The organism is Hymenobacter glacieicola, assembly GCF_014640315.1.
In the GTDB taxonomy this organism is placed as follows: Bacteria; Bacteroidota; Bacteroidia; order Cytophagales; family Hymenobacteraceae; genus Hymenobacter; species Hymenobacter glacieicola.
Genome location: NZ_BMGS01000010.1, coordinates 160,638 through 181,828 on the forward strand (window position 1 = coordinate 160,638; position 21,191 = coordinate 181,828).

The following is a 21,191-nucleotide window of genomic DNA, read 5'->3' on the forward strand; positions in this document are numbered from 1 at the left end:
ACACCTCATTTCTGCGGGACTGAACCCGGCTGTTCCCCCAGGTTGACAAACGCCGTGCAGCGTTCAGTAAACAGATAACCAGCTGCCGCCCCCAAACGGGCCACCGCCGCGCTGATTTCCTGCTGCCTGCGGCCTAAGGCAACGCCTGAGCCGCCGCTGGCGTACAGTTCTACTACCTCTTCATCCTTCCCCAACTTCCCGCGTTATGAATCACGCCGACCGCATCGAAGAAACTATTGAGGGCATCTACCATGCCCTGGAGCAGCACAGCAACCATCCCGTGGATGCCGGGCTAGCCCATATTGACAACTGGATTCAGGCCCTGGACGGTCTCGGCGGCTCCGCCCTAACCGGGCTGCAAAGTGAGTTGCGCAACTTGCGCACCCTTGTGGAGCGCGACGACCGGCCCGCCATGGCGGCCTCCTTGCAGCACCTGGGCCAGCAAACGTCCCTGATTGCCCGCGACATGCACGATGGGGTAGGGGACCACCTGCGCCACCTGGGCCAGACGCTCATTGCCGCCGCTGGCAACCTGAAAGTTTCCTAAGCTGACTAGCCCGTAGGCGCATCACTGCCGCAGCCTTGCCTACTGGGCGAGGCTGTTTTTTTACTGAGCAAGCCGACTGCATTCTGGTCGGCTACTGAATTTTCGTCACTCACATTACTTGCTATATGAGCACCTCCCCTAACTCCGGCACCGGCCATACCCCCGGTTCCGTGCTGGCCGGCAGCCAGACCCACCTCGAAGCCACCCTGCACGCCCTGCAAACCGACCAGCTACCCCACCTACTCCCGGCCGCCGGCGACAACCTCTACCGCTGGATGAATCTGCTCCAGACCGTAGAGGGTGACCGGTTTGCGCCTCTGATTGAGGAACTGCAGAACCTTTACAACGCCATCGACCACGGCAACCCCAACGGCGCCCAGGTAAAACAGTGCCTGCACAACTTGGCCAACCTGACTACCCAAGCCGCCGCCAGCGCCGATGCTCAGTCGCAGCTCAAGCTGCAGCAGCTAAGTGAGGCCCTCCAAAACGCCGCCGCCACTTTATAACCTCCTTTTTCCTGCGCCCTCATCGAAGTCGGCCTACTTCCTAAGAGGTAGGCCGCTTTTGTGGAAGAAGGGATACAGAGCGCAACGCAGCCGCGCTGGCGTGTTTAGGCCAGCGCGGCTGATGGAACAAGTGAGGTGAGGCTGCCGGGGAGGGGTGAAAGGCAATTTACCTGCCTTCGAAGCGGGTGCAGCGCACGCAACGAAGCTGAACTACAAGCCAAATATTGTACCCTGGTTGCTACCAACCCTGAGAGTAAGGAAGTAGTACACAGGCTAGTGTCTCTGTGTTTCACTCAACCTCCTTTCCTATGTCTATTTCGCATTCTGCCAGCGCCGACCAACTGGAGGCAACCCTCCGCATCCTTCGCAGTGAAGACGTAACGCAAGTGGTAGCCCGGGCTACGGAGAACATCGACGGCTGGATTCAGATGCTGCGTTCCTCCGGCGAAACCGCCCACGCTACCCTCGCCGCCGACCTGGTAAAGCTCAAAGGCTTCTTTAACGGCACAGACCCCAACCCCATCAGCGACGTGCTGCAAACGCTGGCCGAGCACATCAACAGTTTCGTGGACAATGCCAACCCGCGCTACATTGAATCCCTGGACCAACTTTCCAAGCAGCTCACCGAGGTAGCCCGCAACCTGCAAACCGCCCGCGACGCCCAGCAGCAGTAAGCAATCCACTTCCGGCCCTAACTCAAAACCCACCTAGCCTTGCAGTATGCAAAGCCGGGTGGGTTTTGAGCTGATGGATGGTAGACCAACAGCCGCTTAGTATCCGGCCGCAGCGTCGTCGCCGCGGGGGTCGGCGCCGCCTTCCAACTTGCCGCCGGGCAGCACCCGAATCACTTCTACCCGGCCCCAGGGCGCACGGGGGTTCAGGAGGTAGCCGCGGGCCCGGAGCGTGTCCTGGGCGGCGGGTAGCAGGGCGCCGGCTTCCACGTCAATCTGGTCGGGGAGCCACTGGTGGTGCAGGCGGGGCGCGGCCACGGCTTGCTGAGCGTTCAGGCCGTAATCCAAGGTGTTTAGGATGGCCTGCATGACGCTGGTAATGATGGTGCTACCGCCGGGCGTGCCCACTACCAGGGCCAGCTTCTTGTTTTTGGTGAGAATGGCAGGCGTCATCGAGGACAGCATCCGCTTGCCGGGAGCTATGGCATTGGCCGCGCCGCCCACCAGCCCGTAGGCGTTGGGCGTGCCGGGTTTGCTGCTGAAGTCGTCCATTTCGTTGTTAAGCAGAAAACCCGCGCCGGCTACTACCACTTTGCTGCCGTAGGCTCCATTAAGGGTAGTGGTGCAGCTTACGGCATTGCCCTGCGCGTCCACAATGTTGTAGTGCGTGGTCTGGTCCGACTCGTAGCCGGGCAGTCCCGCGCCGGCCGTTACCTGCGCGCTCGGGGTGGCCCGGTAGGGTAGGGTAGAAGCCATGCGCCGCTTGTTATAGGGCTTTTCGAGCAACTGCGCCACCGGCACCCGCCCAAAGTCTGGGTCACCGAGGTAGGTAGCGCGGTCGGCGTACACGCGGCGTTCGGCCTCCGTAATCCAGTGCGTGGCCTGGGGCGAATGCCAACCAGCCTTACCTAGGTTGTAGGGCTCCAGCATCTGTAGCATTTGCAGCAGGGCTACCCCGCCGGAGCTGGGCGGCGGAAACGTCAGCACCTCGTAACCCCGGTACTTGCCATGCAGGGGCGTGCGCCACTTGGGCTGGTAATTGAGCAAGTCCTGCTTGCTGATGATGCCCTTGCCGCGCTGCATTTCGGCTGCAATTAGGTCGGCAGTAGGGCCCTCATAAAAGCCGGCGCGCCCTTGGTCGCGGATGCGCTCCAGCGTGTGGGCTAGCTCGGCCTGCACGAATTTTTCATCGGCTTTCCACTCGCCCTGAGAGCGAATAAAGGCGGCGCTCTGATTAACCTTCAGGAACGTATCACGCTGACGGTTCAGGCCGGCCGCCTCCTTTTCTGTCAGCACCACGCCCTGAGCAGCCAGGTCTACGGCGGGCTGCACCACGTCTTTCCAGGGCAGCTTGCCTAGCTTTTGGTGCAGCTCCACCATGCCGGCCACGGTGCCCGGCACGCCGGCCGCCAAATGGCCCAGGGTACTCAGGTCGGGAATAACGTTGCCCTGCTGGTCCAGGTACATGTCGCGGGTAGCGGCGGCGGGGGCCGTTTCGCGGAAATCCAGGGCGCCTTCCCGGCCGTCGGCCCCGCGGTAGAGCAGAAAGCCGCCGCCCCCAAGGTTGCCGGCCACCGGAAACACCACGGCCAGGGCAAACTGCACCGCCACGGCCGCGTCGTAGGCATTGCCCCCCTTGCGCAGAATTTCAACCCCCACGCGCGTGGCCTCCGGGTGGGCCGATACGACCATGGCCTTATCCGTGACGACGGGCGTGGCGGCGGGCACTGGCGACGCCAGGGTAGCGGCCGGGCCGGGCGCCGTAGTATGCTGCGGGGCTGAGCAGGCCACCAGTACGGCCAGGGCCAACGGGGAGAAAAAGCGTTTCATATCCGTAAAGCTACGCGAAGTTCAGAAGCCCCCGCCGCGGGCGGGTTTCACCGGTTCCGCTGAAATCCGCCGGGGAGGTCGGATGTTACGTATGAGCTCCGTGGCCTAGGTGTCCTATCGAGACTTGCTCGAATCCTGTAGCTTTGGGCCGGACCTGACTTGTACCTGCGCTATGACTCCCGACCTGCCTACTGCCCCCGGTGCTACCGAAATTGCCCCCGCGCTGCCCCTGGTGCAGCACGACCCCTGGCTGGCGCCCTACGAGCCCGTACTCCGCCGCCGTCAGCAGCGGCTACAGCAGCGCCTCTCGGAAATTACGGCCCAGTGCGGCTCGCTCACCAAGTTTGCCCAGGCTCACCAGCGCCTCGGCCTTAATTACGACGCCCGCCGCCGGGGCTACTGGTTTCGGGAGTGGGCCCCGGCCGCCGAAGCCCTGTTTCTGGTGGGCGACTTCAACGGCTGGGACCGGCAGGCCACGCCCCTGACCCGGGGCCCGGAGGGCGTGTGGGAAGTATTCCTGGCCGATAAAGACTACCAGGACCGGCTAACCCACCACTCGCTCTACAAGGTGCACGTGGTGACCCGCAAGGGCGGCAAAGACCGGCTGCCCGCTACCCTGCGCCGCGCCGTGCAACACCCCGAAACCAAGGATTTCGCCGCCCAGGTCTGGAAGCCGGAAACGCCCTTCCCCTGGACCGATCAGAAGTTTCGGGTGCCTAATTTCGTGCGTGAGCCCCTGATTTACGAGGCCCACGTGGGCATGGCCCTGGAGGCCGACCGGGTGGGCTCCTACCTCGAGTTTGCCGAGCAGATTCTGCCCCGCATTCAGGCCGCCGGCTACAATTGCCTGCAGCTGATGGCCGTGATGGAGCACCCGTATTACGGCTCCTTTGGCTACCACGTGGCCAATTTCTTTGCGGTATCCTCACGCTTTGGCACCCCCGAGGAGCTGAAGCACCTCATCAACGAGGCCCATAACCGTGGCATTGCCGTGCTGCTCGACGTGGTGCACTCCCACGCCGTAAAAAACGAGGCCGAAGGACTGGCCGACTTTGATGGCTCCGGCGGGCAGTATTTCCACGAAGGCGCCCGCGGCAACCACCCCGGTTGGGACTCCAAGCTCTTCGACTATGGCAAGCCTGAGGTGCAGCAGTTTCTGCTCAGCAACCTGCGCTACTGGCTGGAGGAGTTTCACTTCGATGGATTCCGCTTCGACGGCATCACCAGCATGCTCTACCACCACCACGGCGAAGGCGTGAGCTTTGGCTCCTACGACCAGTATTTCGGCCCGGAGGTAGACGAGGACGCCATTCTGTACCTGCAGCTGGCCGCTACCCTGGTGCGGGAGTGCAAGCGCAGCGCCCTGCTCATTGCCGAGGACATGAGCGGCATGCCCGGCCTCTGCCGGCCGATTTCGGAGGGCGGTATCGGCTTTGATTTTCGCTTGGCCATGGGCATACCGGACTACTGGATCAAGCTGCTCAAGCACACCCGCGACGAGGACTGGAACCTGCACGACCTCTGGTATACCCTCACCAACCGCCGCCTCGGCGAGAAAACCGTGGCCTACGCCGAAAGCCACGACCAAGCCCTGGTGGGCGACAAAACCCTGGCCCACTGGCTGCTGGACAAGGCCATTTATGAGCACATGCACAAGGACGATGCTGACCCCATCACGGCCCGCGGCATTGCCTTGCACAAGCTTATCCGGCTGGCTACCCTGAGTTTGGGCGGCGAGGCTTACCTCAACTTTATCGGTAATGAATTCGGCCACCCGGAGTGGGTGGATTTTCCCCGGGAAGGCAACAACTGGAGCCACCACTTCGCCCGCCGCCAGTGGAGCCTAGCCAACAACCCCGACCTGAAGTACCAGTACCTGCTCAACTTCGACCGAGCCATGATTGGGCTGGCGAAATCCTCGCGGGTGTTGGCCGGCGGTCCGGCTCACGAGCTCAACATCGACAGCCACAACCAAGTCCTGATTTTCGAGCGCGGCAACCTGCTTTTTGTGTTCAGCTTCCACGTCGACCGGAGCGTGCCCGACTACCGCTTCTACGTGCCCCAACCCGGCCGCTACCGCATCCTGCTCAACTCCGACGATGCTGACTTCGGCGGCTTCCAGCGCATTGACACTGCCCTGACCTACGAAACGTTCGAGGAGGACGGCGTCAATAAGCTCAGCCTCTACGTTACCAGCCGCACGGCCCTGGTGCTGGCGCGGGTGTAGCCATAACTACGTTATAGGTGCAACAAGCCAGCGGCTTCTTTCCCGTGGGAGAGAAGCCGCTGGCTTGTTGAGTAGTGCTGAAAACCGCTAGTGCCGGGTTTTGCGGCCAGACTGGGCCTGCTCCAGAGCATCCTCGATGCGCTGGGCGCGGGCCTCGGGCTTTTTGGTGCGGGCCACGCGCTGGGCCAGTTCCTTGCGCTGGGTGTAGGGTAGGGCATCGAAGCCGACTTGCAGGCCGGCCCGCTCCAGGGCGTATTTCAGGTCGTCGGGCAGCTCAAGGCCGGTGGAGTCGTTGTCGCGCTCCAGCACCACGTGCACCGTGTCAGTCCAGGTTTTGTTGATGGCGTTGCGCACTTCTTTGCGGATGCTGATCATGTGCTGGCCGTCGCCCATGGGCACCAGGTTCAGCCGGATGGGGAAGCCATCCACGGTGCCGCGCACCGGCAGGGGGCCTTTGGTGCCGTACACCTCGGGCACGCTGAAGGGAACTACCAGGAAAACGCCGCTGTCGGCGCCATCCATTTCCATGGGGGCCTCAAATTCGTGGCGGATGGGCGGGTCGGTACTCATGCAGTAGGGGGGAAGAAGGGTGCGGAAAGCTGGCGGACGGGCAGGCCGTTTTCCAGCTGGCGCAGGGTGGTGGTAAGCGTTTCGGTATCCGTGGGGTCCAGGACCAGCAGGCGGCTAACCACGGCCGGGTAGCGCGTCCGGAGCAGGTCGGCTACCTGCTCGGTAGCGGCCAGCACCACGTCGGCCCGTCGCAACGTCAGGCGCTCCAGTTCCAGCGCCCAACCCCGGTCGGCGGGGGTCGCGCGCTCCTGGGCCAGGCTGTGCACGTGCAACACCAGGGGCCGGCCGGTTTGCTGGCGAATTTCCAGGGCCGCCAGCCAGGTAGGCCAGTCGGAGGCGTAAATCACGGAAAAGTTTTCCAGCAGGGCCCGGCGCGTGGCAAAACGGGCGTACTGAATCACCTGAAAATTAAAGTCGGCGGGGGCGGCCGAGTCGGAGCCTAGGGCGGCCAAGGCTTCCGGTAGTGAGGCCAGCTGCGGCAGGGCCAGAGTTGCCGGCTGCGCCGCTGCTTCGGGCACCAGATCATCGGCCGGTTGACTAAGGTCGGCAGCTTCGGCGCCGTCGGGCTCGGCGGCTTCGCCCGCAAAATCGTCTTGGTTTAGCAGCAGCTCTTCCTGCGAAAACTCGGATACTTCGGCGGAGGTAGGCGGGGTAGGCGTGCCAGAGGAAGCCGGGCTGTGCTGCTGCTGCGGATTGGGCTCAATGTCCGGCAGCACGGCAATGGTGGTGGAAGCCAAGGCTGCTGCCAGCGCCTGGGCAGTGGCCGGGGTGGCTCCCTGGTACGGCGCGGCGGGTGCCTGCCAAGAGCCATCGGCCGCGCCTAGAAAAGAGGTTGCCGCCCCCGGCGTTTCGCTGGTCCCGAGGTAGGGGGCGGCCGGCCGCTGCCAAGCACCGGGGCGCTGATCGGGCCGAGGGCGCGGGGCGCGGGCCTCGGCCTCCGTCAGGTTGGCCAGGCCCGTGACGCGGGTGGCGGCGGGGGTAGCCAGCGGCGGGTGGGGCAGGCGGGGCAGCATCACCGAGAGCGGCAGGCGGGCCGAGAGCCCTTGCACGAGGGCCCGCACACCGGCCGCGGGAAGCCCGTCCGCCGTGGGCGCCTCGTTCCAGCCAAGCAACAACACGGAAAATGGAGCAGAAATCATAAGGCGGGTAAATGAGCAGCTGGCACGGATGAGGTATGGCAAGGTAGAGAAAAATGTGCCTGCTGCCGCTCCTATTGGCAGTTTCTCAAAAAGTAGCCCCTAAGCTGCTCCGTTGTAGGCCGAATCAGTTTTACCTTGCGGGCTACTACAGGGCACTTCCGACTCAGCCGGAGTTTTTCTGCCTTCTTTACCTCTGACTACCCTCGACACCTCCCCGCAATGGCCGACAATATCCAGGAAAACAACTACATGGTCAATGACCTGGCCGCCCAATCCAAACAGGAGTTCTACCCCGGCCGGGTAGTACAGGGCGAACGGCAGGGCACTGATTTTATCTTCCGCTGCGACAACGGCGTGCAGCTTAACCTTCAGGTAATCACCGACAAGGTGCTGCGCTTCCGCTACGCCACGGAGGCTGGCTTTGGGCCCGATTTCAGCTACGCCTTCCCCCAAGGCGTACCCGCCCGCCAGGATCTGGAGTTTCTGGAGTTTCGGGAGAAGCCCGACCACTACCGCATTACCACCGACCGCCTCATTTGCGTCGTGGATAAGGAAAACCTGCGCACCCGGGTGCTCAACCGCTCCGGCCTGGTGCTAAGCGAGGACGAAAAGGGCTTTCACTGGGAGTACGAGTACGAAACCGGCAACGACATCGTGAAGATGAGCAAGCTGGTGCAAAGCGGGGCCCACTACTACGGCCTCGGCGACAAGCCCGACAACATGAACCTGCGCGGCAAGCAGTTCACCAACTGGGGCACCGACACCTACGGCTACCAGAAGGGCTCCGATCCGCTCTACAAAAACATTCCCTTTTTCCTGGGGCTGCACCAGAAAATTGCCCACGGCATCTTCTTCGACAACTCCTTTAAGGCCGGGTTCGATTTTGCCGCCGAGCGGGCCGACGTGTCCTCGTTCTGGGCCCAGGGCGGCGAGATGAACTACTACTTCATCTACGGCCCCAGCCTGCTGGAAGTAACCCAGGAGTACACCCGCCTGACCAGTCCGCCCGAGCTGCCCCCGCTCTGGGCCCTGGGCTACCACCAGTGCAAGTGGAGCTACTTTCCCGAAAGCAACGTGAAGGCCATTGCCCAGGGCTTCCGCGACCGGCAGATTCCCTGCGACGCCCTGTACCTGGACATCGACTACATGGACGGCTACCGGTGCTTTACCTGGAGCCCCACCCACTTCCCGGAGCCCCAGCGCATGGTGCGGGAGCTGGCCGAAGACGGCTTCAAAACCATCGTCATTATTGACCCCGGCATCAAGATTGACCCCGACTATAGCGTGTACCAGGAGGGGCTGAAAAACGACTACTTCTGCCGCCGCGCCGACGGCCCCCTGATGAAAGGCTCCGTATGGCCCGGCCTCTGCAACTTCCCCGACTACACCCGCCCCGAGGTGCGCGAGTGGTGGGCCGGCCTGTTCAAGGGTCTGATTCAGGAAACCGGCGTGAAGGGCGTGTGGAACGACATGAACGAGCCGGCCGTGTTTGAGAAGGGCACTTTCCCGGATGACGTGCGCTTTGGCTACGAAGGCTACCCCGCCTCCCACCGCAAGGCCCACAACATCTACGGCATGCAAATGGCCCGCGCCACCAACGACGGCGTCAAGCAGTTTGCTTACCCCAACCGGCCCTTTACCATCACGCGCAGCACCTACGCCGGCGGGCAGCGCTACTCCTCCGGCTGGACCGGCGACAACATTGCGTCCTGGGAGCACCTGTGGCTGGCTAATATTCAGTGCCAGCGCCTGAGCATTTCGGGCTTCTCGTTTGTGGGCTCCGATATTGGGGGCTTTATTGATACGCCCGACGGCGAGCTGTACGTGCGCTGGGTGGCGCTAGGGGCCTTTCATCCCTTCTTCCGCACCCACAGCTCCGGCGACCACGGCGACCAGGAGCCCTGGTCGTTTGGGGAAAACTTTGCCGAGCTGGCCAAGGGCTTCATCGAGCTGCGCTACCGCCTGCTGCCCTACATGTACACCACGTTCTGGCAGTACAACCAGCAGGGCACGCCCATGCTGCGCCCCCTGGCCTTCCTCGACCAGGCCGACACCGACACCTACCTGCGCATGGCTGAGTTCAGCCTCGGCGACCACCTGCTGGTGTGCCCCATCACCCAGCCCGGTGCCGATGGCCGCTGGATGTACTTGCCCCGCGGCAACTGGTTTTATTACTGGACCGACGAAGCCAAAACGGGCGGCGCCGAGGTGTGGGCCGCCGCCGACCTCACCCGCATTCCGCTCTTCATCAAGGCCGGTGCCGTGGTGCCCATGTACCCGCTGATGCAGTACGTCGGCGAGAAAACGGTGGAAGAAGTAACCCTGCACGTGTACTACAAGCAGGGCTCGGAAACCAGCGTGTTGTACGAAGATGGGGGCGAAGGCTACGGCTACGAGCAAGGCCAGAGCACTACCCGCCGCTTCACCGTAACCGGCACCGAAACCGGCCTGTTGGTTCAGCAGCAGACGGAAGGCGACTTCCAACCCACCTGGACCACGTACCGCGTAGTGCTGCACGGACTGCCCTTCGCCGCCGCCGCCCTGAGCACCGACGGCCAGCCCGCCGAAGCCACCGAAGTAACCACCGAAACCGGCCTGACCTTACCCGCAGTGGTAGTAGGCGCCGATTTCACGGAGCTGGTAATCGGGTAGGGAATGTACAACCACGTGATGCTAATTGTCTGGTGGAGCAGGCAGCTTGAAATCAGGTTATGGTCCGCAGTTGTTTCAGCTTTTTCCTAAGCACATAAAAGCTGCCCCTATAATGTAACGCGAAGCTCCGCTTCGCGACCCGCTTGAACGGCCCTCGGGTGTTGCTCAGGTCGGTCGCGAAGTGGAGCTTCGCGTTACGGCTATAGCATTCGTGTGAGCTGACTGAGTAAAACGACTTGGCGTCCAGCTCCTCTCTTCAGCGGAAGTGAGCCTACCCGATATTCTCCCTGATGTACGCATACACCTCCGGATTGCTAAGCAGGGTGCCGTGGTGCAGGCGCGGATACACGCGGGTAGTAATGAGCAAATCAGGCGGTGCGGCCGGGTCCCGGAAGATGCGGCCGCGGGCACTGCCAGCTCCTACCAAACCGTCGCCAAAGTACTCGTGTAGGGCGGAGTCAACCGTTTTCAGCAGGGAGCCGACCAGCACGTGGTAGCGCACGCCGGGCAGGGGCGGCACCACCGTGCGGGGAGGAAACAGGTCGTCGGCGTGTGCATTCTGCCAGTCCTCATCGGTTAGGCGGGCAAAGCGCAGGTCCTTGATGCCGTTGCTGCGCTTGTCCAGTAGCCCGCTGATGGCCCGGGTGGGCCAGATGTTGATTTTCCGCAGAATCAGGGCCGTCAGGTGGCTGTTTTGCTCCAGGAAAGAGCCGTCGTTGGGCACACCCAGCAGAAACACGTCGCGCAGAGAAGGCAGCCAGCGTAAGGCCGGTTCGGGGGTGTTGTCGGCCGGACCAGAAGCTACGGGGGCTTCGGAAAATAACTGCTCCTGTGCGGCGTAGTAGCCCGCTGAGCGAATAACCAGGCCCCCCATGCTGTGGCCAACCAATACCAGCTCGCCAACCGCGGCGGGAAACGTCTGGACTAACTCGGTGAGAAGCTGGTGGAGGCGGCGGCCGTTTTCAGAAATGTGCAGGCCGGAGTTGTAACGCACGTACAGGCAGTTTACGCCCAGCTCCCGCTGCAGACGGGGGCCAAAACGCACATCTTCCGGGCCGGCGCCGGTTTGCCAGATGATTTCGTCGCCCATCAGTCCGTGCAGGAAAACCACCGTTTTGCGAACCTGTCCCTCCGGGGGCGGTTGCAGCCGTAGCTCGGCCACGCTTACATCAGCCTCGTAGCGACGGAAGCTCATCTGAATGGCCCGACGGTCGTGGCGGGCCGCCAGCTGGTCGCCGAACGCCCCGTTGAGCACCGGCAGCGTAAAATGCAGGTTCTCCTGACCAATGCGGTAGAGCAGGCCCGCCCCGTTAAACGGAGCCCGCGCGGCACGGCCCACGGCCGCCGCCGCCCGCCGCCAGCGCGAGCCCGGCTTGTCGGCGGGGCCTTCGGGGAGTTCGGCTGGGTCCTCAGGTTCAGTCATGGGGGCAAAGGTAGGCCGCCCCGAAAACGTGGGGCGCCGCGGGAAGGTGCAAAAGTTTGCCGGTCCTTGGCGAGGTAGGCGCTTCGGCCCAATAAAAAGCCCCACCCGGCGCAAAGCCAGGGCGGGGCCGTATGCGTGCTAGGCCAAAATGTGCTACTGCACCACCAGTTTACGCGAAATCAGACCGTCGGGGGTTTCCAGCTGCAGCAGGTACACGCCGCTGCGCTGCTCCCGCAAATCAACCAGGCGGCCGCGCGCGGCGCTCAGTGGGGCCTTACCCTGGCGCAGCACCACGCGGCCCGTTGCGTCGGTAACCGTGAAGGGCGCCGTGGACAGGGCCGCATCCGTCAGAGAGGCCAGGGAGAACTCGCCGGTAGAACTGGGGTTGGGGTACACCTGCAGCGCCGCTTCGGTGACCGGGTTGCGGGTGGCCGTAATGCTGCCCGTGAACTGAATATCGTCAACGAGCAGGACGGTGCCCTCGTGCAGGTTCTCGGCAATACCAGAATCGATTTCTATCAGCATCGAGTCGGGCGAGACACCAAGCGGCGTGTACTCAAAGGGCTGACTTACCAACGTGTAGGTAGCTGTGGGCGCCAGAATCAAGTCGCTCTGGGCAATTAACTGGGTGGTGCCGTTGATGTTACGGGTCAGCACAGCCCCGGCAAAGGCGGAATCGGCCCTGGCATCGGGGCCCGTGAGGCGGTACCAGAACTGCAGGCGGGCGGGCCGCGAGGTGTACGGCGTGCCCAGGCCCGTTGGGGAGCCCGTAACCAGCACCCCAGGCACGATCAACGGCCTGGTGTTGCCTATGTCAATGTTCGTTAGCTCGGCGGCAAACGGGCCCTGGCGCACCGTTGTAGATTTTTCGACAAAGCCAATATTAGGCAGTTCCTGCTGAACCAACGGTTCCAGAATGTCTTCGGTGGTAATCCAGCTCCGGGGCACTTCCCGCTGCAAGGTGTTGCGGATTTCCCAGGTATCGAGGTTGCCGTTGGGAACCGGGGTGGGCGTTTGGGCCAGCGCTGCCGTGCTGGCGGCCAGCACGCTTATTCCGGCCAAAAAAGAGCGTAGCAGATGGCGCATAACGTCAAAAAAAGAAGTGAGTGAAATGGAATGCAGGCAATTTAAAAGATTCAATAGGATAGTAGCGGGCTGGGCTGGGCTAATTTCAAAACGCTACCCCACATTCTGCCGGGCAGAGGCGGGCGGGGCGGCGAGCAGACCCAGTAAACTGCCGGTGAGCAGACCGCCCACGTGGGCAGCATTATCGGTGGTATGAGCTTGCAGGCCGCCGGCTAAGCTGCTGGCCAGCAAATAGAACACGAACAACAACATGGTATAGCGCCCGGTCCGGGTAAAGGTTGCGGGCCGCCGCACCAGGGTAGCCAGCAGTAAGCCGTACCACCCGAAAATAGCGCCGGAGGCTCCCACCGAATTCAGGCCCTGGGTGTGCCAGTACCAGCTCAGCAAGCTACCGCCCACCCCGCTCAGCACATAGCCCACCAGCAGCCGCCGCCCACCCACGAAGCCCTCGGCCAGCAGCCCCAGAAACACCAGGGAAGCCATGTTCAGCACCAAGTGGGCCGCGCCGCCGTGCACGAAGCAGCTAGTGAGCAGGCGCCAGGGCTGGGTAGGCGTCAGGGGCGAAAAGTTGGAGCCCCACTGCACCAGGTCGGTGCCGGCTGGCTGCCAGGCATTCACGCCCGTGGCCACCATAGCCAGGTACACCAGCACGTTCAGCCAGAGCAGCAGGGGCGTTACCCGGTAGCCGGGCCGGGGCCAGCTCACACCCCGCAGGGCCCGCCAGGCCAGGGTACCCGCGCCAGGCTCGGGACCGGGCGCTTCAGTAGGGTGCGGCGCGGGGCCAGCGGGCAATTCGGCCGGAATCAGACCGCGCCGCTGCAGTTCGCGCACGGCGGCCTGGCCCACCGCCGCCGGGTACTGGTGGGCGTGCTGAGCCAGGTAAAGCAGCTCAGCATCCGTTTTCTGGGCAAATAGGGCGGCGGGGTCGGGGGCAGACATACGCAGGAAATACAACGGGGGCGCCCCGGCTACGAAACGCCGGCGCGGCCCCGTGGGCGCGTCATAAACCCTGCCAGCCCCCGCCTACCTGACAGGATTGCGCTCCTCGGGCTACAGCTCCGTAATGTTGCCGCGCAGGGGCTGCTTGCGCTGGTAGTGGCCGCGCAGTTCCTCGGCCAGGCCGGTGGCTTCCTGGTGCAGCTTCTCCTCCTGCGGGTCCATCAGCTGCATCTGGGCCTCGTAGCGCGACTTGAACACCTGCAGGGAGCTGCGGCGCAGCTTCAGGCCCTGTTGCATCAGGTTCAGGCGCTCTTCCATGGTGGCGGTTAGGTGCTGGTTGTAGGCCTTGGCCCGCATAAACCAGGCAATGCGCTCCTGGGTCAGGTCAACCTGGCCGGGAAATACGGCCGTTACGGCGCCGGTGCGGGCCTGGCTGGTGAGGTGGGCTGCCGCGTTTTCCGCCAGCCAGTAGCGCCGGGCCATGCGCAGGTAGCGGCCCGTGGCGGTGGTATCGGCGCGGTCGGCGGCCGGGAGCAGTCGGCGCAACTCGGCCACCTGGGCGGCGGTTTTGGCCTCGAAATCGGGCAGGCGTTCAGTTTTTACGGCTTCCAGCACAATGGGCTCGGCCTTTTTGGCGGCTACCGGGGCCGATGTGGCGGCGGGGGCGGTGGGGGAGTGCAGGCCCCACCAGCCCAACCCGAGCACCGCGGCGGCCAGCACCCCGGCCGGCCACCACCGGGCCATGCCGGCAGCTGCGGGCTCCGGCTCGTGGTAGACGGGTTCCGGCGTGGCGGCGGGCCCTGGGGCAGGGGTAGGGGGCAGGCTAGTCCCGCGGCGGCGCAGCTCGCGGCCAGCTTCGGCTACCACGGAAGGATGGTATAACTCCGGGTGCTGCACCAGAAAAAGCAGTTCCTCGGTTGGTTTTTGCAGGAAAGAGTCGGGAGCAGATGAGGCGGCCATGCCGAAGTAATAAACGGATACGGGTGTAAAATCTCCCCAAATTGGTAAAAAACACTCGGACTACCTCGACCTGCTTCCCAACGCCGCCGCGGGGCTTGCGTATAGCCAAAGCCGGGCCCCACCCGCCCGTTTCTTTCACCGTTAAGCTCCTTGCTCATGGATACTCCTCGCGAAGAACCCCTGGACGCCAGCACCCTGCCAAACCGGCCCGATGCCCTCTCCGACGATACTCAGCCCGAAGGCCGCATCTTTCCTGGCAGCCACGACACCGGCCTTAACGCCGATGACAACTCTGGCAGCGGCGGCACCGAAGGCGGCCAGGCTATCAGCGGCGCCCGGGTACGCTCCGGTGCTCCCAACTACGACGCGCCCGGCAATGCCCAGGACGGCGACGTAGGCGGTAACACAGCCAGCGCCGGTACCGGCGTATCGGGCGGCGAAACCGGTAAAGTAAACCTCTAACCTTAGCTTCCACCCTACTTTTTCCATCATGGCTAACGACCAAAACACGCCCCAGCCGGACCAGCAAGGCGGCAACTCCGCTACCCCTACTACCCCCAAGCAACCCGCTACTACCCAAGAAGAACTGTTGAACGACAGCGGCGCCGGTATCCGGGGCGGCTACGGCGACAGTGACCAGACCAATGGCCTGGAAGGTGGCGGCCAAACCAAGTCAGACCGCTCCGATATCCAGCAGTCGGCCCAGGAATAGTCTGCGCCAGGCAGCGTCTGGAAAGCCGAAAGCTGCTGCTTGTCATTCCGAGTGAAATGAGGAAGGTGGGGTAGGCTCCGGAGCCTGCCTCACCTTCCTCGTTTCTGCTTGATGCCCAGTATAACGGCCCAAACCGCACGTGTCAGGCCCTACTCAACACCCCGGCTTAACCCCTAGTTGACCTGTTTCAAGCGTTACTAGCCCTTACGAGGCGGGCCGCTTCGGAAAGGGCACCTGGGGGTTGCCCTGTTGTTGGGGTTTGCGGTGTACTTTGCTGTTGATGAGAAAAAAACTCTGCTGGTTGCTGGGCTGCCTGCTGCTACCCCTGGCCCACGGGCAGGCCCAAAACCCCTTGCGCCGGCTGCTGCAATCTGATTCCGTGTTGGCGCCTGTGCTCCAGGAAGCGGCCGCCCACCGGGTCCAGATCTTGTACACCCAAATCCGCCGCGACTCCCAAGGTCGGCCGCACTTTCGCAGCTACGGCTACCGGCTGCGCCCGCGGGAGTACTTCTATCCGGCCAGCACCATCAAGCTCCCGACTGCCGTACTGGCCCTGGAAAAACTGCACGCCCTCAGGTTGCAGGTGCCGGGTCTGAGCAGCGAATCGCCCCTGCGCATCGACTCGGCCGCCCGGGGGCAAACGCGGGTTGTGCGCGACGCCAGCAGCCCCACCGGGCGGGCCAGCGTAGCCCACTACGTGCGCAAGGTGCTGCTTGTAAGTGACAATGATGCTTTTAACCGGCTCTATGAATTTGTGGGGCCGGCTGGGCTGGTGGCCGGGCTGCGGCGCCACGGCCTGCGCCACACGCTGGTGCGCCACCGCCTTTCCGTCGGCGACCAGGACTCCACGGCCCGGCAAACCAATCCGCTGGCTTTTTTCGCTGATACCAGCCTTACCCGCCCCCTGTACCTGCAACCCGCCGCTACCTATTCTGGGCCCTGGCCCCGGCAGGCGCGGCGGGGCTGGGGGGTAGGTCGGGCCCACCTGCAGGGTGCTGTGCGGGTAGAGGCGCCCCTCGATTTTCACCCCAAGAACACTACTTCCCTGCCCGACTTGCAGCGCACCCTGCGGGCCGTACTTTTCCCCGAAACGGAGCCCGCGCGGCGGCGCTTCCAGCTGGCCCCCGCCGACTACGCCCTGCTGCGCGACTACCTGCACCGGCTGCCCCGCGAAAGTGACGCGCCCCGCTACCCGGCAACTGAGTACCCGGACAACTACGCCAAATTTCTGCTGGCGGGCGGACCCGCGGGCCCGCTCCCGCCCGGTGTGCAGATCTACAACAAAATAGGCCAGGCCTACGGCTTCCTGATTGATAACGCCTACATCACCGACCCGGCGCACGGGGTAGAGTTTCTGCTGAGCGCCGTGGTGTACGTAAACCAGGACGGGGTGCTCACCGACGACCAGTACGAGTACGATACGGTGGGCCTGCCCTTCCTACGGCGCCTGGGCCAGCGGGTATACCAGCACGAGGTGCAGCGCCGCAAATAAGCCGAAAAGGTAACGGTAGCCCGTCGTTGAGCGTAAGAGCGTCCATTATTCCTGTCCAGGTACGGCTCCGGGCCCTTGTTATAATGTCTGTTAATCCGTTTGGACTCGTTCTTATTAGCTGCCCCGATCAGTACCACCAGCAAGTAGCTTCGGATGCGGAGCAGCAGCTCGTGAATCTAGTGGATCTGATTCCGGATCTGGTGCTTGATATTCGCTACGCTACCCCCCGCAACTTGCTGGGCGAGGCGGTGTACCCCGCGGCCAAGGCGTATGTGCGGCGGCCCGTGGCCGAGGCCCTGCAGCGGGTGCAACTGGCCCTGGCGCGGCACGGCTTGGGTTTATGCGTGTACGATGCCTACCGCCCCTACAGCGTGACGGTGCGCTTCTACGAGCACCTGCGCGACGAAAACTTCGCCGCTCCTCCCTGGCGCGGCTCCCGGCACAACCGCGGCTGCTCCGTGGATGTGGGTCTGGTGGAGCAAGCCACCGGCCGGCCCGTGCCGCTGCCCACCGATTTTGATGAGCTGACCCCAGCCTCGCACACGAACTTCAGCGAGTTGCCCAACTACGTCCTCATGAACCGCATCATTCTGCTGGCCGCCATGAAGGGCCAGGGGTTTATCAACTACGCCAAGGAGTGGTGGCACTTTGACTTCCACCGCTGGGCCGAGTTCGACCTACTGGACTTACCTTTCGAGGCCCTGGACAGGCGGTGAGTTAGCCATTCAGGGAGTCGGGGCCCGATTTGGTAGGTAGAGTTGGGTTAGGGCGTAGGGCTGAACTGACGAACAAAACGTACTGAACCCCCAAATAAACCGCCCCTCATCCTGAGCTTGCAAAGGACCTTATCACGCCCCAAAAGTCGTTGCTACGATACTTGTGCAGACGTGGCAAGGTCCTTTGCAAGCTCAGGATGAGGGGCGGTTTGACAATGGTCCGCCTTACGTGCCATCCTGAAGCTGTGAACAGTTGAATAAAAGTCGCTCATGCTGAGTGATTTGCGCTTCAAGCAGAGGTAAAGCAACTCCCTCGAATCATTGAGTTAGCGTAGCAATGTCAGGTAAATGAACTGCTTCGGCTCCGCTTCAGGCACAGCATGCTCGGCATGCTGAGTCTGTGTAGCGCATAAGCCCTGCCGGTTCACACGACCGAGCTAACTCACTGAATGACCGAATCAGCACCGCACTAAATCATCAAATCACTGAATCACTAATTCACCGCCTCGTAACTTCGCGGGGATGTTTCGATTACTTGCCGCCGGCCGTTTCCTGTTTGCCCTAGTTCTGAGTGTGTATTGCCTGGTAGCCAGCCAGCCGGCTGGTGCCGCCGATGGGCCGCCCAAGCGCGAGCTGCGTGGGGTCTGGATTGCCACGGTGGAGAATATTGACTGGCCCAGCTCCCGCAGCCTCACCCCGGAGCAGCAGCGCCGCGAGTACCGCCGCATGCTCGATGACCACCAGCGCAGTGGCATCAATGCCTTGTTTGTGCAGGTGCGCCCCGCCTCCGATGCCTTTTATCAGAGCAGCCTGGAGCCCTGGAGCAAGTGGCTGACGGGCCAGCAGGGCAAGGCGCCCACGCCCTACTATGACCCCTTGCCCTTTCTGATTGAAGAGGCCCACAACCGGGGCATGGAATTTCACGCCTGGTTTAACCCCTACCGCGCCACCATGGATACCGTGACGCGGCGGCTGGCGCCCACCCACCCCTACCGCCAGCACCCCGAGTGGTTTCTGCGCTACTCCGGCAAGCTGCTCTACAACCCCGGCCTGCCCGAAGTGCGCCAGTATATCAGCGAGGTGATTCTGGACGTAGTGCGCCGCTACGACATCGACGGAGTGCACTTCGACGACTACTTCTATCCTTACCCCGAGGCGGGGCAGGTAATTCACGATGAGGACGCTTTTGCCCGCTTCAACCCCGATAACCTCAAGCTAGCCGACTGGCGCCGCCAGAACGTAAACACCCTGATTCAGGAGTTGCACGGCACCATTCACCAGACCAAGCGCTGGGTCAAATTCGGCATTTCGCCCTTCGGAGTGTGGCGCAACCAAAGCACCGACCCCAACGGCTCGGCCACCAAAGCCTTCCAGGGCTACGATGGCCTGTATGCCGACGCGCTGGAGTGGCTGCGTCAGGGTTGGGTTGATTACGTGCTGCCCCAGCTCTACTGGAGCACCGGCTTCCGGGTGGCGCAGTACCCCGTGCTGGTGGAGTGGTGGGCCCGCAACGGCAACGGCCGCCACCTCTACATCGGGCACGGGGCCTACCGCATGTCGGAAAGCACGAAGTCGGATACGGTGTGGCGCAACCCGCGCGAGCTGCCCCGGCAAGTGCGCCTGAACCGCACCTTCCCCACGGAGGTCAGCGGCAGCGTGTTCTTTAGCTCGAAGTCGCTCATGGCCAACGTGCTGCACACGACCGATTCGCTGCGCCAGCACGAGTTTCGCTACCCCGCTCTGGTGCCCACCATGCCCTGGCTCGATGCCGTGCCCCCACGCCCCGCCCAGAACCTGACCGTTACCACGGAGGCGGGCGCCAACACCCTGGCCTGGCAGCCCGGCCCCGTAGCCGCCGATGGCGACCAGGCCGCGTACTACGCCCTCTACCGCTTCGCCGACGACCAGACGCCTACCCCCGACGACCCCCGCAACCTGCTTACCGTATTTCGGCCCCAGTCCGGCCGCAGGCTGGCTTTCACGGATACCACCGCCCGACCCGGGCGCGCCTACGCCTACTACCTCACCGCCTTCGACCGCCTGCACAATGAAAGCCGGCCAATCTCGGTGCGCACCACCGGCCGCGCCGCCGAGGTAGTAGTTGCCCAAACGGCCCCGCCGGAGTCCGTGCCCTCGCCTAACACGACTCCTGCCCCAAGCCCCGCCCCGCCGGCTCGGCCTACGCCCCGCCCGCCAGTGTCGCGCCCAACTACCACGGTCAACACCCCAACCAAGGTCAAAGTCAAAACCAAGCCTAGGCGCCGCGGCCTGTTAGAACGCATATTCGGCCGGCGGTAAGTAACGCCCCAATTACCGGCAAGCTGCTTGCGGGAGAAACCCAGCGGGTAAGATCCAGCGAGTAAAAAGCGGGTAAAGTAAAAGGGAGGCCCGCACAGGCCTCCCTTTTTGTTGGGTAAATACGCCGGAAGATTTACAGCGTGCGGTACTCGAACTTCACGCGGCCCGTGGAGCCGGCGGAGCTGGGTTTCACGCCCGTAATGCGCAAGAGCATGACTTCGCCGGTGCCCCGCACGCGCACGGCGTACACGTCGTTGACGGCTACCGTGCCCAGGTCGGCGAGGTTGGCGGTGGCGTTCTGATAAAGCAGGTTGCCTACCGCGTTGGCGGTGGCCGTGGTATAGAAGCCCGTGGCTAGGGTAGCGGCGGGCACCTTGTAGTAGCGGGTGCCGTTAGCGGCGCTCAAGGACACCGAGCCTCCCGAAATACCACTGACCAGTAAGTCCTTGGCCGTAGCGGGGTTAGCCGCCGGCTCGTTGAGGGCAGTTCTCAGATTAAACGCCAACGAATCAGGGGTAGAGCTGGGGCCGAAGCTGACGCGGCCGGTTTTCAGGCTGGCAAACGCAGTAGGCTGCGCCACGGTAAGCGGAGCTGAAACGATGGTTGCAAACTGAGTTTGAGCAAAGGCAGTGAAATAGAAGTTAATAGCTGCGCCGGCCGTACCCTTTGGTACCACCACATCCACAGTGCGGTTGGTCGCTGCCCCGTTGGATGGAGCCGCTACCACGCCCAGCCGGAAGCTCTGACCCGCGGCGTTGCGGTAGCCATAGGCCAGGCTGTCCACGTTTTTAAAGAGGGTAGCCGTAGACGTGGCGGGCGGCGTAGGCAGCACCCCGATTCCGCCTTCGTTGATAACCAGAGCATAGCCAATAATGTCGCCTTCAGCCTGAGCCGTAGCGGCTAGCCCGTTGCGGTAGGTGGCAGGGGTAGTACCGAACCGCAGGGTAGGCGTAGCGCCCACGACGTAGGTAAAGCGCCGCATGCGCTTGCCGCCGTTGGCGAAGTTCATGGTTACATCTACGCGCACGGGCGTTTTGTTGGCCAGGGTTGTCGGCACTACATAAGGCACCACTTGGGTAAAGGTCTTGGTAGATTGGTTGAGCTGCCCGTTGGCCGGGTAGGTGCCTACCACCGCCGAGTCCTGCCGGTTGACCACCTGAAACACGGTAATGTCTTTCAGATTATCCGAGGGGTTGTAGGCTACGCTCAGCGGCACCGTTTCGCCGGGGGCGTATTTAGTAGCAAGGGTATTAATCGTCGTGAAGCCTGGCTCGGCCGCTACTTGGTAGTGGTCATCAAAAGGTTCCTTTTCGCAGCTGGCGGTTACTAGCCCTGCCAGGGCCAGGAAAGCGCCCGGCAGCAGGCGCCGCCAGGCGGTGAAAGCAGAAAATATCGTCATCAGAAAGAGAAGTACAGAGGAAGG

The 21,191-nt window shown here is 63.1% G+C and carries 18 protein-coding genes; 10 read left to right on the forward strand and 8 right to left on the reverse strand.

The features are described 5' to 3' along the window. Nucleotides 1-205 precede the first annotated feature (205 nt). The 3 genes from IEW18_RS17825 (at nt 206) to IEW18_RS17835 (ending at nt 1,727) form a co-directional block, all read left to right on the forward strand. Nucleotides 206-547 (forward strand): hypothetical protein, encoded by a 342-nt coding sequence (locus tag IEW18_RS17825; protein WP_188559229.1) that lies wholly within the window; start codon nt 206-208, stop codon nt 545-547. Nucleotides 548-672: 125 nt separating this feature from the next. Further along, nucleotides 673-1,053, forward strand: a complete 381-nt coding sequence (locus tag IEW18_RS17830) for a hypothetical protein (protein ID WP_188559230.1) — start codon at nt 673-675, stop codon at nt 1,051-1,053. 308 nt (nt 1,054-1,361) lie between these two features. Then, entirely contained in the window at nt 1,362-1,727 is a 366-nt protein-coding gene (locus IEW18_RS17835) for a hypothetical protein (protein ID WP_188559231.1), read from the forward strand. A gap of 96 nt (nt 1,728-1,823) precedes the next feature. Here the strand turns inward: IEW18_RS17835 and ggt are convergent, their stop codons facing one another. Continuing rightward, on the reverse strand, nt 1,824-3,554 hold the full coding sequence (ggt, locus tag IEW18_RS17840; protein ID WP_188559232.1) for a gamma-glutamyltransferase: 1,731 nt from the start codon (nt 3,552-3,554) through the stop codon (nt 1,824-1,826). A gap of 172 nt (nt 3,555-3,726) precedes the next feature. Between ggt and IEW18_RS17845 the strand changes: the two genes are divergently transcribed. Next, complete coding sequence (locus tag IEW18_RS17845; RefSeq protein WP_188559233.1) at nt 3,727-5,781, forward strand: alpha amylase C-terminal domain-containing protein; 2,055 nt, start codon at nt 3,727-3,729, stop codon at nt 5,779-5,781. 87 nt (nt 5,782-5,868) lie between these two features. Here IEW18_RS17845 and IEW18_RS17850 read toward each other — a convergent pair whose 3' ends face one another. Together IEW18_RS17850 and IEW18_RS17855 are read right to left on the reverse strand one after the other, a co-directional pair. After that, nucleotides 5,869-6,351 (reverse strand): YdeI/OmpD-associated family protein, encoded by a 483-nt coding sequence (locus IEW18_RS17850; RefSeq protein ID WP_188559234.1) that lies wholly within the window; start codon nt 6,349-6,351, stop codon nt 5,869-5,871. Continuing rightward, nucleotides 6,348-7,490, reverse strand: a complete 1,143-nt coding sequence (locus tag IEW18_RS17855; protein WP_188559235.1) for a glycosyltransferase — start codon at nt 7,488-7,490, stop codon at nt 6,348-6,350. The genes IEW18_RS17850 and IEW18_RS17855 overlap by 4 nt, the downstream gene beginning before the upstream one ends. A 219-nt stretch (nt 7,491-7,709) precedes the next feature. Between IEW18_RS17855 and IEW18_RS17860 the strand changes: the two genes are divergently transcribed. After that, on the forward strand, nt 7,710-10,142 hold the full coding sequence (locus IEW18_RS17860; RefSeq protein WP_229728827.1) for a glycoside hydrolase family 31 protein: 2,433 nt from the start codon (nt 7,710-7,712) through the stop codon (nt 10,140-10,142). Between the two features lie 271 nt (nt 10,143-10,413). Here the strand turns inward: IEW18_RS17860 and IEW18_RS17865 are convergent, their stop codons facing one another. From IEW18_RS17865 to IEW18_RS17880, 4 genes are all read right to left on the reverse strand, one after another. After that, entirely contained in the window at nt 10,414-11,565 is a 1,152-nt protein-coding gene (locus tag IEW18_RS17865; protein WP_188559236.1) for an esterase/lipase family protein, read from the reverse strand. Between the two features lie 153 nt (nt 11,566-11,718). Next, a complete protein-coding gene (locus IEW18_RS17870) occupies nt 11,719-12,651 on the reverse strand; it encodes a T9SS type A sorting domain-containing protein (protein WP_188559237.1) in 933 nt (310 codons plus the stop codon). A 93-nt stretch (nt 12,652-12,744) separates the two neighbouring features. Then, entirely contained in the window at nt 12,745-13,590 is an 846-nt protein-coding gene (locus IEW18_RS17875) for a rhomboid family intramembrane serine protease (RefSeq protein ID WP_188559238.1), read from the reverse strand. A 111-nt stretch (nt 13,591-13,701) separates the two neighbouring features. Then, nucleotides 13,702-14,550 (reverse strand): hypothetical protein, encoded by an 849-nt coding sequence (locus tag IEW18_RS17880; RefSeq protein ID WP_188559239.1) that lies wholly within the window; start codon nt 14,548-14,550, stop codon nt 13,702-13,704. Between the two features lie 156 nt (nt 14,551-14,706). On the opposite strand from IEW18_RS17880, the gene IEW18_RS17885 reads away from it, so the two are divergent. The 5 genes from IEW18_RS17885 to IEW18_RS17905 all read left to right on the forward strand — a co-directional run bounded on the left by IEW18_RS17885 (nt 14,707) and on the right by IEW18_RS17905 (nt 19,768). Further along, nucleotides 14,707-15,012 (forward strand): hypothetical protein, encoded by a 306-nt coding sequence (locus IEW18_RS17885; protein WP_188559240.1) that lies wholly within the window; start codon nt 14,707-14,709, stop codon nt 15,010-15,012. A gap of 28 nt (nt 15,013-15,040) precedes the next feature. Beyond that, nucleotides 15,041-15,262 (forward strand): hypothetical protein, encoded by a 222-nt coding sequence (locus IEW18_RS17890; RefSeq protein WP_188559241.1) that lies wholly within the window; start codon nt 15,041-15,043, stop codon nt 15,260-15,262. A gap of 280 nt (nt 15,263-15,542) precedes the next feature. Beyond that, nucleotides 15,543-16,754 (forward strand): serine hydrolase, encoded by a 1,212-nt coding sequence (locus tag IEW18_RS17895; RefSeq protein WP_188559242.1) that lies wholly within the window; start codon nt 15,543-15,545, stop codon nt 16,752-16,754. An 83-nt stretch (nt 16,755-16,837) separates the two neighbouring features. Continuing rightward, a complete protein-coding gene (locus IEW18_RS17900; RefSeq protein WP_188559243.1) occupies nt 16,838-17,470 on the forward strand; it encodes a M15 family metallopeptidase in 633 nt (210 codons plus the stop codon). A gap of 522 nt (nt 17,471-17,992) precedes the next feature. Further along, entirely contained in the window at nt 17,993-19,768 is a 1,776-nt protein-coding gene (locus tag IEW18_RS17905) for a family 10 glycosylhydrolase (protein WP_188559244.1), read from the forward strand. A 133-nt stretch (nt 19,769-19,901) separates the two neighbouring features. On the opposite strand, the gene IEW18_RS17910 is transcribed toward IEW18_RS17905, so the two are convergent. Next, nucleotides 19,902-21,167 (reverse strand): hypothetical protein, encoded by a 1,266-nt coding sequence (locus IEW18_RS17910; protein ID WP_188559245.1) that lies wholly within the window; start codon nt 21,165-21,167, stop codon nt 19,902-19,904. Nucleotides 21,168-21,191: the final 24 nt, after the last annotated feature.

Excerpts from the sequence above, each read along its gene's own strand:
- IEW18_RS17825 (WP_188559229.1), top strand. The coding sequence starts at position 206 with ATGAATCACGCCGACCGCATCGAAGAAACTATTGAGGGCATCTACCAT.
- IEW18_RS17830 (WP_188559230.1), top strand. The coding sequence starts at position 673 with ATGAGCACCTCCCCTAACTCCGGCACCGGCCATACCCCCGGTTCCGTG.
- IEW18_RS17835 (WP_188559231.1), top strand. The coding sequence starts at position 1,362 with ATGTCTATTTCGCATTCTGCCAGCGCCGACCAACTGGAGGCAACCCTC.
- ggt (WP_188559232.1), bottom strand. The coding sequence starts at position 3,554 with ATGAAACGCTTTTTCTCCCCGTTGGCCCTGGCCGTACTGGTGGCCTGC.
- IEW18_RS17845 (WP_188559233.1), top strand. The coding sequence starts at position 3,727 with ATGACTCCCGACCTGCCTACTGCCCCCGGTGCTACCGAAATTGCCCCC.
- IEW18_RS17850 (WP_188559234.1), bottom strand. The coding sequence starts at position 6,351 with ATGAGTACCGACCCGCCCATCCGCCACGAATTTGAGGCCCCCATGGAA.
- IEW18_RS17855 (WP_188559235.1), bottom strand. The coding sequence starts at position 7,490 with ATGATTTCTGCTCCATTTTCCGTGTTGTTGCTTGGCTGGAACGAGGCG.
- IEW18_RS17860 (WP_229728827.1), top strand. The coding sequence starts at position 7,710 with ATGGCCGACAATATCCAGGAAAACAACTACATGGTCAATGACCTGGCC.
- IEW18_RS17865 (WP_188559236.1), bottom strand. The coding sequence starts at position 11,565 with ATGACTGAACCTGAGGACCCAGCCGAACTCCCCGAAGGCCCCGCCGAC.
- IEW18_RS17870 (WP_188559237.1), bottom strand. The coding sequence starts at position 12,651 with ATGCGCCATCTGCTACGCTCTTTTTTGGCCGGAATAAGCGTGCTGGCC.
- IEW18_RS17875 (WP_188559238.1), bottom strand. The coding sequence starts at position 13,590 with ATGTCTGCCCCCGACCCCGCCGCCCTATTTGCCCAGAAAACGGATGCT.
- IEW18_RS17880 (WP_188559239.1), bottom strand. The coding sequence starts at position 14,550 with ATGGCCGCCTCATCTGCTCCCGACTCTTTCCTGCAAAAACCAACCGAG.
- IEW18_RS17885 (WP_188559240.1), top strand. The coding sequence starts at position 14,707 with ATGGATACTCCTCGCGAAGAACCCCTGGACGCCAGCACCCTGCCAAAC.
- IEW18_RS17890 (WP_188559241.1), top strand. The coding sequence starts at position 15,041 with ATGGCTAACGACCAAAACACGCCCCAGCCGGACCAGCAAGGCGGCAAC.
- IEW18_RS17895 (WP_188559242.1), top strand. The coding sequence starts at position 15,543 with ATGAGAAAAAAACTCTGCTGGTTGCTGGGCTGCCTGCTGCTACCCCTG.
- IEW18_RS17900 (WP_188559243.1), top strand. The coding sequence starts at position 16,838 with ATGTCTGTTAATCCGTTTGGACTCGTTCTTATTAGCTGCCCCGATCAG.
- IEW18_RS17905 (WP_188559244.1), top strand. The coding sequence starts at position 17,993 with ATGTTTCGATTACTTGCCGCCGGCCGTTTCCTGTTTGCCCTAGTTCTG.
- IEW18_RS17910 (WP_188559245.1), bottom strand. The coding sequence starts at position 21,167 with ATGACGATATTTTCTGCTTTCACCGCCTGGCGGCGCCTGCTGCCGGGC.